This window comes from Allofranklinella schreckenbergeri (assembly GCF_003703475.1).
GTDB classification, from domain to species: Bacteria; Pseudomonadota; Gammaproteobacteria; order Burkholderiales; family Burkholderiaceae_C; genus Lampropedia; species Lampropedia schreckenbergeri.
This window is the reverse complement of the sequence record NZ_RDQM01000004.1, coordinates 117,111-129,088: the sequence shown is the minus strand read 5'-3', so window position 1 is coordinate 129,088 and position 11,978 is coordinate 117,111. Positions and strand designations below refer to the sequence as shown.

Genomic DNA, 11,978 nt, shown 5'->3' with positions numbered 1-11,978 from the left:
TTTTCTTTCGCCCTATCTATGCTTAAAGGCAAGCAAACCCTCTCGCTGACCGGCCTGCGTTTTCACGCCAACTTGGGCATCCTCGAGCACGAGCGCAGCCGCCCGCAGCCCATCCAGGTGGATGCGCAGTTGCACCAGGGCACCCAGCCGCTGCTGCCCGCCGATGACGATATCCACAGCGTGTTGGATTACCGCAAAGTGCGCCAGATCATCATCGATGAATGCACGGCTGAGCACGTCAATTTGCTGGAAACGCTGATCGGCAAAGTCTCCCACCGCCTGATGCAACTACCTGGCGTGATCGGCGTGCGCGTGCGCATCGCCAAGCTGGAAATTTTTGACGATTGCGAAGTCGCCATTCATATGGAGACAGGCCAGTGGTAGGTGGCTGCCCCAGGCCAGACGCAAATGCAGCCGCAAACGCAGCCGCGTCGCCGATAAACGCAACAGCGGCCTATGCCCAGTGCCGGGCATAGGCCGCTGCCAAGCGTTGAAGCGCCGTGAGGGCCGGGGCTTATTTGCCCGCCTCGAATAAGCCTACGCGCAAATCTTGCGCGGTGTAAATCTCCTGGCCATCGGCCAGCAGGCGGGCATCGCCAATGGCCATATTCAACTTGCGGCGAATCACGCGCTTGATGTCGATTTCATACGTGACCAGCTTCACATCGGGTTTGACTTCGCCCGTGAACTTGACCTCGCCCGCGCCCAAGGCGCGCCCTTTGCCGGGCAGGCGCAGCCAGGTCAGGTAAAAGCCGATGAGCTGCCACATTGCATCCAGCCCCAGGCAGCCGGGCATGACGGGGTCGTCCTTGAAGTGGCAGGCGAAAAACCACAAATCGGGTTTCACATCCAACTCGGCCACGATGCGCCCCAAGCCGTGTGCGCCGCCTTCGTCGTCGATGTGGGTGATGCGGTCGAACATCAGCATCGGCGGCAGAGGGAGCTTGCCGCTGTTGGGCCCAAACAGCCGCCCCTCTCCGGAGGCAATCAGTTGTTCGTAGTTAAAGGATTCCACCATAGCGATTCTTCCAAAGCAGGGCTGCAAGCGCCGTTGCGGCAGGCGGCTCGCACGGGCAAGCCAGAGCCGCACCGCGACTGCGCAAAAGGCCGCGAGTATAGAACGGGGATTGCGCCCCGCCAGAGGGAGAAAACAGCAAAAACTGCGGCGCGCGAACTGGCGCGCGGCGGGCATCAGAAGGGGATATCGTCGTCTTCGAAGTCGCTGTAGCCTTGCTGGGGAGCGGGCTGGTGGGACGCAGCGGGCGGGGCGGCTGGTGCCTGCTGCATGGGGGCAGGCGCTGGGGCGCTGTATGGCTGCGCGGGCGCACGGCTGTAGCCGCCGCCATAGCCACTTTGGCCGCCTTGGCTGTCGTAGCCATCGCCGCCACTGCCGCCACGCGCGCCCAGCATCTGCATGACATCGACGCGGATTTCCGTGGTGGAGCGCTCCTGGCCGTTTTGGTCTTGCCATTTGCGCGTGCGCAAGCGCCCCTCTACGTAGATTTGAGAGCCTTTGCGCAGGTACTGCGAGGCGATTTCGGCCAGTCGGTCGTTGAAGACCAGGTTGTGCCACTCGGTTTGTTCGCGTCGCTCGCCCGATTGCTTATCGCGCCATTGTTCCGAGGTGGCCAAGCCGACAGTGGCAATCTGGCCGCCACTGGGGAAAGTGCGCAATTCCGGGTCGCGCCCAAGGTTGCCAATGAGGATAACTTTGTTGATTGAGGCCATGCGGGTGTTCCATGTGTTTTGCAAAGGGGGCGCATTGTCGCAGGTCTGCCGCGTGCCAACGGGAGCGCCTCTGGCGGCTTTGGAGCAAGTTCTTATGGCAGTCGCCCTTGCACCAATTGCTCCAGCAGCGCATCGACTTGCGCATGCAGCGGTTCAAACTGGGGCCCAAGCAGGCGGCGCAACTCCTCCTCCGTCACGTAGTCGATAGCCTGGCGATGGGCCTTTTTGGCGCTGTTGCGGCGCACCCATTGCTCCTCCAGATCGGTCAAGTCCTGCGGAACAATCAGATGCACGCCTGGAAACTCCTTCCACGCAGCGCCCAAGTGCTTGCGCTGGCGTTTGACCATCTCCAGCAAAGGGGCTTGCGGCGGCACGATGTTCAGCCGATAGGCTTTGCCGCCGAAGTCCAGCACATCGCGTGAGCTGCGGCAGACGCCCACGAACACATCGTTGCTCAACATCGCCATGCCTTCCACATACGTATCCAATTGGCCGCAGAGGCGCTGCCGCAGGCTGGGTGGGTAGGCGCGCGTGATGAAAACGCCCAGGGTAGGGTGGGTGAAGATGCGCATCAGCGCGGGTTGGCCATCGCGCTCGCTCAGGTGCACCGCTTCGGCATCGTCCAGACATTTGAAGCCCAGCGGCTGCAACGCCTTGGTGCATTGGTCGGCAAACTTGCGTTGATAGGGTGGCAGATGTTTGGCATCCACTTTGCGCAGCCCAGGCGCAGGCTCGAAGGCCGCTTGATAAATCTGCATGGCAAAGCGCAAAGCGGTGGCTTGGGGTGATGTGCCTTTCAGGGCTTTTTTCAATTTGCCGCCCCAGGCGCTGGCGGTGGACTGGGCATCGTGGCCCGGTGGCGTTTGCGGGTGCAGCCGCTCCAGCGTATCGCGCTTGGGGTCGTTGCCACCGATTTTCTCCAGCATTTGGTCGAACAATTGCGCGGCCTCTTGCTTGCGCCCCAGGCGTAGCAGCGCATTGGCCGCCCGCATCACGGCCCGCTCCGTGCGCTTGTGCTGGAGGATGAACTGGAAATCGGCCAAGGCCGCTTCCAGTTTGCGCTTGTCGCTGCGCTGGCCTTTATCGTCGGTGACGATTTCGCTGGAGGCATCGATTTCGCGCGCGGTGGCCAGCAAAAAGTCCGCGCGGCGGTTGCGCGCCTTGAGCAAGTCGGGCGCCAGAGCAATGCTTTTGTCCAGCAACGCCAACGCCTCGCGCTCGTGGCCATCGCCGCGCATCAGCAAAGTATCGGCCAGCCAATACATCGCGCGGGCGCGCTCAGGCTCCAGCACCAGCACACGCCGCAGCAAAGGCTCCACATCAAAGCGCTCATGCGTATCGCGCGCCAACTTGACGCGCACCATCAAGGCAGGCACGAAATTGGGGCGCTCCTCCAACACCTTGGCGAGGCATTGGCGCGCTTCATCATGGCGGTGCAGGCCCATCAGGCAGCGGCTGCGGTACCAGTGCAGGGCAGGCACTTGCGGGCTGCCAGCCAGCAAACCATCCACCAACGCCAGCGCGCCTGCGTAATCGCCATCGTGGATCAGCTCCTCTGTCCGGCTCACCACTTTCTTGCTCAAGCGCATCCTGCCCTGCCTTTCCTTTTGCGTGATGTGCTAGCCCAGCATGCCCAAAAAGGCGCCGATGAGCAGCAGGAGGGCGATTAGCGGCAAGATCGCCGAGGCCAACGTGTACACCCCGTGAAACGCGATGCCACCCACCCCCAAGGCGAGTGCCAGCATGACAGCGCGCCAGTGTTCCTGCCGCCACAAGCCCGCCAGCGCAAATGCGACAGCCAACGTGCCCAAAGCTTTAGCGGCCCAGTTCCAGGCAGGGTGTGTTGGCGGTGGTGTGTTGGGGCTGGGCGTACGAACGGCGTACGTGTGAGAGCTCCCTGCCCAAGTGATGGAAGATGCAGTTAACGGCTCCTGTTGCGGTGCTGGTGGAGGCTGCTGCGCTGGCGGCGAGCGCCATGCCTGCATCTCGCGCGCCAGCCAGTCGAATTCAAACTGCGTTGCAGCCAGGAGGGAGAGCAGTCCCCACAACACGCCCAACACGGCCAGACGGGCCGAACGCTCGCGCGGGCTTCGGGGCCGGTCCGGGGCAGGGGGGCGGGAGAGGGTGGGCAGTCGCATGGGGGGATCATAGAGCGTATCGCCTACGGCCTTTGCCGGGCGGGATTTGGGGCGGCTTCAAGGATGCAAAGTTCATGAAACGCTCTAGCTGCCAAAAACGGATAGCGCATGCCAAAAGTGGATGATTTGCAGGCCAAAACGCGGGTTTCCCTCTAACGCCAAAGGCCAGTGCCAACGCTAGGATGGCCGCTACCCGACAGCCACAAGAGGAGGCAGCTCCCGTGACCCCAGCACAGCCGCCATGCCCCACGGCCCATGCCCGAGGGGTTAGCGCTCCCATCGCCACCATTGAACGCTTTTTCAACGCGCCAGAGCATCTTTTGTTTGCCTCCGCCGATTTGGAGGAGACGCGCGCTGCGGTCGGGCGCGTCATGCGCCCGCATGCGCTGACGCAAACCACGCTGGGCGAGCGCCTGGATGCGCGCATGCACCACGTCGCTCTGGGCGAGCTGTCGCTCAGCCGCTTGCGCTATGGCGCCACCGTGCAGATTCAGCCTGGCGAGCTGGAGGATTTTTTTCTGGTGCAAATGCCGCTGGCAGGCCATGCCCATATCGCCATTGGCAGGCAAAGCATCGATTCCGGTCCCGAGCTGGCCAGCGTGCTCAGCCCGCAAGAGGCCAGCCATATGCGCTGGCATAGCGGCAACGACCAGCTCATGCTGCGGCTGTCGCGCTCGCTGGTGGAGCGCACGCTGGTGGGCCATTTGGGCCACAAGCTGCATCGGCCTTTGCATTTCGAGCTGGGGTTTCGCTGGCGCGAATGCGCGCCGTGGTGCAGCCTGTTGTCGTACCTGACCGAGTGCGCGCAGCAGACGCCGGATTTGACGCAGCACAAGCTGGTGCTGGCGCAGATCGAGCAATTGGCGGCCTCGGTGCTGCTTTCCACCCACGCCCACAACCACTGGCAGGCGCAGCCGCAGCGCCGCAGCGCCGTGCTGCCGCGCCATATCCGCCGCGCCCAGGCTTTTGTGCAGGCCTATGCCCACGAACCTCTGAGCGCGGAGCAATTGGCGCAGGAAGCCGGGGTGAGCGTGCGCAGCCTCTATGCGGGATTCAAGGAGTTTCTGGGCGTCAGCCCCATGCGTTACCTGCGTGATGTGCGCATGGAGCGTGCGCGCCATGAGCTTGGCAGCGCCGATTCGGCCAGCGTGGCCGGCGTGGCTTTGCGCTGGGGCTTTGCCCACATGGGGCGCTTCAGCCAGGAGTACAAAAAGCGCTATGGCGAAACGCCGAGTGAGACGCTGCGCAGGCGTTGATTATTGCAAACCAAAGAAAATGCTATGGCTTGATAAAAAAGCCATAGCATAGTTATTTTATTTCTTCATGAATTGGAATTGCGGGGTATTTCACTTGCCTGCCAGGCGCTGGGCGACGGCGTAGCCCGAGCCTGCGCCCAGGCCGGGGCCTGGGTGGGTGGACGCGCCAATGTGAAAGACGTTGCCCACCGGCGTTTGGTGCCCGCGCGCGCCGTGCGTGCCAGCAAAAGGGCGCAGCCAGAAGAACTGGTCGGGCGAGCAAATGCCCGAGTACGGGTCGCCGCCCACCAGGTTGCAGTTGAGCGCCTCCAGATCGGCGGGCGAATAGGCGCGCCGCCCGACGATGAGCTCGCCCAGCCCCGGCATCACGCCCTCCAGCCGCGCCTGCACGCGGTCGGCAAACGCTTCGCGCACGGCCTCGTTCCAGCGCCCGTCGGCGGGCGTGGCGATCTCGCCTGCGGCGTCGCCTTTGAGCTGGGTGGGCATTTCCTGCATTTGAATCCACAAAATCCAGCCGCCTTGTGGCGCGCGCGTGGCATCGACGGCTACGGGCTGGCCGATGGCGAGGGTGGGGCGCTGGGGCAGCAGGCCGTTGTTGGCCTGGGTGACGGACAGGCACACTTGCTCCATGCTTTCGGTCAAATGCACCAGCGGCACATGCAGCAGCTCCGGCTCGCACCATTGGGGCTTGGCGCGCAGGGCGAAGTGAATTTGCATGCAGCCGCGCCCGAAGCGGTAGGCCTGGGCGCGTTGCTGCACGGCTGGCGGCGCGTCGGGCAGCAGATGGCCGTAGAGCTGGTTGGGGGTGACGTTGCAGACCACGGCCTGGCGCGCCGTCCAGGTTTGCCCGTCGGCCGATTGCACGCCGGTGGCGCGTGCGCCGTTGGCATCGAGCACGATGCGCTCGACATGGGTTTGGGTGTGCAGGCTGCCGCCATGCTGTTCGATCACCTGCGCCAGCGCTTGCACCAGCCGACTGCCGCCGCCTTGGATGACGGGCATGCCGCCGCTGACAACGGCGGCGAAGGTGAGCTTGCCGATCAGCGCCGAGCTGGCTTCGTCAGGCCCCAGGCCGGAGTGCAGCGTCCAGGGCGCGATGAGGGCGCGCGTGGCGTCGGACTGGAAGCTGCGCTGCGACCAGCGGCGGCAGCTCTCCAGCGCGCCGCTGGCAAATTCCAGCAGGCCATCCAGGCCTCTTTGCCGCCATTGGGTGAACAGCAGCCACAGCATGGCGCGGCTGTATAGCGGCTTGCCCAGCAGGCCGAAGGTCAGGGCGGCATCGGCGCCAAAGAGGCGGGTGGCCATGTCTTGCAGCGCCTGGCCGTCGCCAGGCTGCAAGGCGTCCAGCCGCCTTGCAGCATCGGCCAGGTCTTGCTTGAGCGCCAGCCCCCGGCCGTCGGGATGCACCCAGCCGGTGGAGTAGTCGCAACTGACCATCTTCAGCCCTTGGCGCTCAAGGTGGGGCTTGAGTTCGGCGTAGGCGGGGCTGCCCGCAAACAGCGGGTGCCAGGAGGAAAAAACCTCGTGCTGGTAGCCGGGGAACAGCTCCTCGGTGCGGATGCAGCCGCCCAGGCGGTCGTTGCGTTCGAGCACGCGCACGCGCTTGCCGCGCACGGCCAGCAAGGCGGCTGCGGCCAGGGAGTTGATGCCGCTGCCCACGAACACGATGTCGGCGGCGTTGGCGTCGTTGGCGGTGTTCATCGTCGTCACTCCATTCATCAAAAGAGGCAGGTCAAGGCAGGCCGGGGCATGCGGCCCTGGCCTGCCAGGCTGCTTTCAGGGGGCTTCGCCCTCATGCACCGAGGTGAATTTGCCCGCGTGAAACACCAGCGGCTTGCTTGGCTGGCTGGCCGTGCGCACCACTTGGCCGATGAGCAGCAGATGGTCGCCCACGGTGCGGCTGTGGTCGTGGGCGCAGACCAAGGTGGTGATGGCGCCATCGATGGTGGCAATGCCTTCGGGCGCCTCGCGCAGGGCCACGCCCGCGAACTTGTCTGGCACCGCCGGGTTGGCAAAGCGCCGCGCCAGCTCCTCGTGCCCGTGCGCGAGGATGTTGATGGCGAAGTGGGTGCAGTCGCGAAATGCCTCCAGGCTAGGCGAGTGGTTGACCAAACTCCACAGCACCAGTGGCGGCTCCAGCGACAGCGAGGCAAACGAGTTGATCGTCAGCCCCACATTGCGCCCCTGCGGCGTGCGCGTGGTCACAATCGCCACGCCCGTGGGGTAGCTGCCCAGCAGATGGCGCAGGGCCTTGGGCTGCACCCCGGCGCAGACCCAGGCAGCGCCATCGCCGCCGTCATGGCCTTTCGGGGGCAGGCTTGTGCTTGGCTGGCTCATACGCGCGCCTCCTCAAGCGGCCTGGTGGCCCAGCGCCTGGCATTGGGCGATCAGTTGCTGCGTTCTTTGCGCGTCATCCCACCAGGGGAAATAGCTGGGGGGGTGGTTGAAGCCGTTGGCCATCAGGCTGGCCAGGGCCGGGCTGTCCTGGGCTGCACCCAGCGCCTGCACCACATGCGCGGGCGGTGGGGTGAGCAGCGAGTTGGTCCAGCGCACCACCCATTGCGCGTAGTCCCAAAAGCGCTCGAAGGTTTGCTCCATCCATTCGCGCGTGTAGGGGCGCTCGCCATGCTCCAGGATGGCGTCCAGATACACCTTGGCCGCCTTGGTGGCGTTGTTGGAGCCTTGTCCGGTGATGGGGTCGTTGACCGCCACGGCATCGCCCAGGCCCAGCACCATGCGGCCCGAGGGCAGCGTCAGCACCGGCTTGCGGATTGTGGGAGGGAAGGAGCCAGCCAGCACGCCGTTGGCGTCGGTCAGTTCCACCTTGGCTGCGCGCGCGCCCTCCCAGGGCAGGTAGGTTTCCAGAAAGCGTTTGCTGGCTGCCAGGTGCTCTTGGGGTGTTTTCACGTCGCGCCACATATCCAGCGGGCCGCCGGGCACGCCCTCGAACACCATGATGTCGCACGGGCCGCTCAAGGTGAGTGCGGGGAAGACGAAGTACTCGCCAATGCCCGCCATGAGGTTGAAGGACACGCGTGAATACTCCGGCGTAGGCTCCAGCCCATGCACGTAGGTCAGCGCCAGCGCGCGCTGGGGCTTGTCAAAGGGCGAGCGGGCGGCGTCGCGCTCGAACAGCTTGACCACTTCGCCCTTGCCTGCGGCGAGGATGACCAGATCGTGGCTTTGCGTCAGCGCCTCCAGCTCGTCCACGCCCACGTCCTCAATGCGCAAATCGCCGCCGCGCTCGGCAAAGCGCTCCAGCCAGACGGGCATTTTCAAGCGCTGATCGACCGACAGGGCGGGTTTGTCCAGCCGCGCGCTCCAGTCCACCGCCTTGGCGCCGGGCTGATCGGGATGGGGCACGGCAAAGCCAATGCCTTGCACCGGCGGGCAGACTTCGCCCCATTCGTCGATGCCCAGATCGCGCTCGATCTGCAAGGCTTCGTCGAACATGCATTGGCTGGAGAGCACCTTGCCCTCGCGGATTTGTTGTGGCGAGCGGTTGGTTAGCACCGTGACTTCGTAGCCCTTGTCCAGCAGCCCGAAAGCCAGCGGCAGGCCCGCCTGGCCCGCGCCTACGATGGCGATACGTTTCATGGTTTGTCTCCTTGTGAGTGGGTGGTTTGCGCCGCGTGTTCTGGTAACCGCTTTGGCGCTTTTATTACATACCAATAGGAAATAAAATAACCATATTTGGGTATGATAGTTATTGTTTTGATTTTACTTTGATGGATAAATTCGAGTGGCCTACGCATTGGGGGCTTCGTGGCCCCTTTGCGGCTGGCAGCCCGAGCGGCGCGGGGGCGCCGCAGAGGGGCTGCCGCATGCGGCGCGGCTTACTCGGCCAGGCGCGGAATGGCGGGCTTGGCTTGCTCTGGCCCCATGGCCGAGTAGCCGCCATCGACGGCGTAGTCCGCGCCGGTGACGAAGGAGGCGTGATCCGAGAGCAAAAACGCCACTACGTCGGCCACTTCGGCGGGGTCGCCCACGCGGCCCAGCAGGTGGAAGTCGGCCGCCACGCGGTCGGTCTTGGCGCGGTCGCCGCCGGTGAGTTCATCCATCACGCGCGACCACGTCCAGCCCGGCGAGACGGAGTTGACGCGGATGCCATCGGCGGCAAAGTCCATCGCCATGTTGCGCGTCAGTTGCCCCAGCGCGGCTTTGGAGACGGGGTAAAGCCAGCGCCCCGTTTGCGCTACCGAGGCGGAGATGCTGGTGAAGTTGACGATGGCCCCTTTGCCCAGCTTTTGCATGTGCGGGCGCACCGCGCGCGCGGCCATGACGGCGCTGACCAGGTTCACGTCCAGCGCCTTGAGCCAATCGGCGCGGCCCGATTGCGCGCCTTCGTCCAGATAGGTGGCCGCTAGGTTGACCAGAAAATCGATGCGGCCAAAGTGCTTGGCGACTTCGGCCACGCCTTGTTCGAGCTGGGCGTCGTCGGTGATGTCGATCGGCCAGAAGCACACGCCCTGGGCGTCGGCCTCTTGCAGGCGCTGCCCGCCCTGGGCGTCGATGTCGAACACCGCCACACGCACGCCGTAGCCGCGCAGCGCTTGCACCACGCCTGCGCCAATCAGCGTTGCGCCGCCGGTGACGATGGCGACCTTGTCCTTGAGGTTTTTCATGTTGCTTGTCTCCTTGCTTGTTCATCCCGCTGGTGCGGTGTGGCAGCGCGCCTGGCCCGTGCTGCGCGGGGGGCGAGCTTGCGAGGCCATCATGCAGCGCAGGCCAGTGCTCGCCTAGCCAGCTTGTGCAGGCGTTATCCATCACGTGCAAAAAAATGCCCTGCGGCAGCGGGGGGATGCAGAGCTGGCGCGGGCATGAAAAAGCCGCCGGGCAGCGCGGGCTGGCAGGCGGCTTTGAGTGTTTTAAATCAAGGGGAATTCAACTCATTGAATATATTGCCTAAATGGCATGGTTTTATTTCCTTTGATTTGTTTTTTTGGGTGGGTGGCAAGCCTCAAACCCCATCGCTCCAGGCGTCGAGCACGGCGCCTTTGCTGGCGCTGGCGGCGTTGTGGGCGAATTTGGCCAGCACGCCACGGGTGTAGCGCGGCGCGGGTTGCTGCCAGTGCTTGCGGCGCTCGGCCAGCTCTTCGTCGCTGACGTGCACTTGCAGCAGCAGTTGCTTGGCGTCGATGGTGATGGTGTCGCCTTCGCGCACCAGGCCGATGGCGCCGCCCACGTAGGCTTCGGGGGCGACGTGGCCGACCACCATGCCCCAGGTGCCGCCGGAGAAGCGCCCGTCGGTGATCAGGCCCACGCTCTCGCCCAGGCCCGCGCCGATGAGCGCGCCGGTGGGGGCGAGCATTTCGGGCATGCCGGGGCCGCCTTTGGGGCCGAGGTAGCGCAGCACCATCACGTCACCGGCCTTGATCTTGCCCTCCAGAATGGCTTGCAGGGCCGATTGTTCGTCGTCGAACACGCGCGCGGGGCCGGTGATGGCGGGGTTTTTCAGGCCGGTGATCTTGGCCACCGCGCCTTCGGGGCTGAGGTTGCCGCGCAGGATGGCCAGGTGGCCCTGGGCGTACAGGGGCTTGTCGATGGGGCGGATGACGTCCTGATCGGCGCGCGGCGTATCGGGCACGTCGGCCAGGGTTTCGGCAATGGTCTTGCCGGTGATGGTCATGCAGTCGCCGTGCAACAGGCCGGCGTTGAGCAGGATTTTCATGACCTGCGGAATGCCGCCTGCGCGGTGCAGATCGACGGCCATGTATTTGCCCGAGGGCTTGAGGTCGCAGATCACGGGCACTTTCTTGCGGATGCGCTCGAAGTCGTCGATGCTCCAATCCTCGATGCCGGCGGCGTGGGCGATGGCCAGAAAGTGCAGCACGGCGTTGGTGGAGCCGCCGGTGGCCATGATGACGGCCACGGCGTTTTCCAGCGCCTTGCGGGTGACGATGTCGCGCGGGCGCAGGTTGTTGCGGATGGCTTGCAGCAGCACTTTGGCCGATTCCTTGGCGGAGTTTTGCTTCTCGTCGTGCGGGTTGGCCATGGTGCTGGAGTAGGGCAGGCTCATGCCCAGGGCCTCGAAGGCGCTGGACATGGTGTTGGCCGTGTACATGCCGCCGCACGAGCCGTTGCCGGGGATGGCGCGCTGCTCGATTTCTTTCAATTCCTCATCGCTCATGTTGCCGGCGGCGTTCTGGCCCACGGCCTCGAACACGCTGACGATGTTCAGATCCTGCCCCTTGTAGCGCCCGGGCAGGATGGTGCCGCCGTAAACGTAGATGGCGGGCACGTTGGCGCGCAGCATGCCCATCATGCCGCCGGGCATGTTCTTGTCGCAGCCGCCGATGACCAGCACGCCGTCCATCCACTGCCCGCCCACGCAGGTCTCGATGCAATCGGCGATGACTTCGCGGCTGACCAGCGAGTACTTCATGCCCTCGGTGCCCATGGACATGCCGTCGGAGATCGTGGGCGTGCCGAAGATTTGCGGGTTGCCGCCCGCTTGCCGGATGCCCTCCACGGCGGCATCGGCCAGGCGTTGCAGGCCCGCGTTGCAGGGCGTGATGGTGGAGTGGCCGTTGGCGATGCCGACCATGGGCTTGTCGAAATCGCTCTCGGTGTAGCCCAGCGCGTAGTACATGGAGCGGTTGGGCGCGCGCGATTTGCCCTGGGTGATGTGGGCGCTGCGCTCGTTGGCGGGGCGGATGGGGATGATTTTTTGCCCCTCGCCCGTGCAGGAGGCGCTGCAAGAGGGGGCGGAGGGTTGGGAGGATTCGCTCATGGTGTCGCTCTCGGTGTGATCGGTGTGGGGATGAAAAAAAGAGCAGCGCGCCGGGCGCGCTGAAGGGCGCATTGTCCCGCCTTTTGAGCAGGTTTTTGCGCCTGCTCCAGCGCCTGGCCCGGC

11 protein-coding genes are annotated in these 11,978 nt (G+C 64.7%); 2 read left to right on the top strand and 9 right to left on the bottom strand.

Features of this window, described 5'->3' with window-relative positions; genetic code table 11:
- The first annotated feature begins 18 nt into the window (after positions 1-18).
- Entirely contained in the window at positions 19-384 is a 366-nt protein-coding gene (locus EBQ26_RS04310; protein WP_122237791.1) for a dihydroneopterin aldolase, read from the top strand.
- 130 nt (positions 385-514) lie between these two features.
- Here EBQ26_RS04310 and fabA read toward each other — a convergent pair whose 3' ends face one another.
- From fabA to EBQ26_RS13135, 4 genes are all read right to left on the bottom strand, one after another.
- On the bottom strand, positions 515-1,018 hold the full coding sequence (gene fabA / locus EBQ26_RS04305; RefSeq protein WP_122237790.1) for a bifunctional 3-hydroxydecanoyl-ACP dehydratase/trans-2-decenoyl-ACP isomerase: 504 nt from the start codon (positions 1,016-1,018) through the stop codon (positions 515-517).
- A gap of 173 nt (positions 1,019-1,191) precedes the next feature.
- Positions 1,192-1,728: a single-stranded DNA-binding protein gene (gene ssb, locus EBQ26_RS04300; RefSeq protein ID WP_122237789.1), complete on the bottom strand. Its 537-nt coding sequence runs from the start codon at positions 1,726-1,728 to the stop codon at positions 1,192-1,194.
- 92 nt (positions 1,729-1,820) lie between these two features.
- Positions 1,821-3,317, bottom strand: a complete 1,497-nt coding sequence (locus EBQ26_RS04295) for a tetratricopeptide repeat protein (RefSeq protein ID WP_122237788.1) — start codon at positions 3,315-3,317, stop codon at positions 1,821-1,823.
- A 30-nt stretch (positions 3,318-3,347) separates the two neighbouring features.
- Positions 3,348-3,473 (bottom strand): hypothetical protein, encoded by a 126-nt coding sequence (locus tag EBQ26_RS13135; RefSeq protein ID WP_275265342.1) that lies wholly within the window; start codon positions 3,471-3,473, stop codon positions 3,348-3,350.
- Positions 3,474-4,048: 575 nt separating this feature from the next.
- Here EBQ26_RS13135 and EBQ26_RS04285 point away from each other — a divergent pair.
- A complete protein-coding gene (locus EBQ26_RS04285; protein WP_122237786.1) occupies positions 4,049-5,122 on the top strand; it encodes an AraC family transcriptional regulator in 1,074 nt (357 codons plus the stop codon).
- Positions 5,123-5,212: 90 nt separating this feature from the next.
- Here the strand turns inward: EBQ26_RS04285 and EBQ26_RS04280 are convergent, their stop codons facing one another.
- From EBQ26_RS04280 to ilvD, 5 genes are all read right to left on the bottom strand, one after another.
- Positions 5,213-6,823 (bottom strand): phytoene desaturase family protein, encoded by a 1,611-nt coding sequence (locus EBQ26_RS04280; protein WP_122237785.1) that lies wholly within the window; start codon positions 6,821-6,823, stop codon positions 5,213-5,215.
- Between the two features lie 75 nt (positions 6,824-6,898).
- Positions 6,899-7,459: a flavin reductase family protein gene (locus EBQ26_RS04275; RefSeq protein ID WP_122237784.1), complete on the bottom strand. Its 561-nt coding sequence runs from the start codon at positions 7,457-7,459 to the stop codon at positions 6,899-6,901.
- 12 nt (positions 7,460-7,471) lie between these two features.
- Positions 7,472-8,719, bottom strand: coding sequence for a styrene monooxygenase/indole monooxygenase family protein (locus tag EBQ26_RS04270; protein WP_122237783.1), 1,248 nt, complete (start codon positions 8,717-8,719; stop codon positions 7,472-7,474).
- A 239-nt stretch (positions 8,720-8,958) separates the two neighbouring features.
- On the bottom strand, positions 8,959-9,747 hold the full coding sequence (locus tag EBQ26_RS04265) for an SDR family oxidoreductase (protein WP_122237782.1): 789 nt from the start codon (positions 9,745-9,747) through the stop codon (positions 8,959-8,961).
- 335 nt (positions 9,748-10,082) lie between these two features.
- Entirely contained in the window at positions 10,083-11,855 is a 1,773-nt protein-coding gene (gene ilvD, locus EBQ26_RS04260; RefSeq protein WP_122237781.1) for a dihydroxy-acid dehydratase, read from the bottom strand.
- Positions 11,856-11,978 lie beyond the last annotated feature (123 nt).

Bases quoted from the DNA above. Each gene is read 5' to 3' on its own strand.
- EBQ26_RS04265 (WP_122237782.1), bottom strand. From the start codon at position 9,747: ATGAAAAACCTCAAGGACAAGGTCGCCATCGTCACCGGCGGCGCAACG.
- EBQ26_RS04270 (WP_122237783.1), bottom strand. From the start codon at position 8,719: ATGAAACGTATCGCCATCGTAGGCGCGGGCCAGGCGGGCCTGCCGCTG.
- fabA (WP_122237790.1), bottom strand. From the start codon at position 1,018: ATGGTGGAATCCTTTAACTACGAACAACTGATTGCCTCCGGAGAGGGG.
- ilvD (WP_122237781.1), bottom strand. From the start codon at position 11,855: ATGAGCGAATCCTCCCAACCCTCCGCCCCCTCTTGCAGCGCCTCCTGC.
- ssb (WP_122237789.1), bottom strand. From the start codon at position 1,728: ATGGCCTCAATCAACAAAGTTATCCTCATTGGCAACCTTGGGCGCGAC.
- EBQ26_RS04295 (WP_122237788.1), bottom strand. From the start codon at position 3,317: ATGCGCTTGAGCAAGAAAGTGGTGAGCCGGACAGAGGAGCTGATCCAC.
- EBQ26_RS04275 (WP_122237784.1), bottom strand. From the start codon at position 7,459: ATGAGCCAGCCAAGCACAAGCCTGCCCCCGAAAGGCCATGACGGCGGC.
- EBQ26_RS04285 (WP_122237786.1), top strand. From the start codon at position 4,049: ATGGCCGCTACCCGACAGCCACAAGAGGAGGCAGCTCCCGTGACCCCA.
- EBQ26_RS13135 (WP_275265342.1), bottom strand. From the start codon at position 3,473: ATGCTGGCACTCGCCTTGGGGGTGGGTGGCATCGCGTTTCACGGGGTG.
- EBQ26_RS04280 (WP_122237785.1), bottom strand. From the start codon at position 6,823: ATGAACACCGCCAACGACGCCAACGCCGCCGACATCGTGTTCGTGGGC.
- EBQ26_RS04310 (WP_122237791.1), top strand. From the start codon at position 19: ATGCTTAAAGGCAAGCAAACCCTCTCGCTGACCGGCCTGCGTTTTCAC.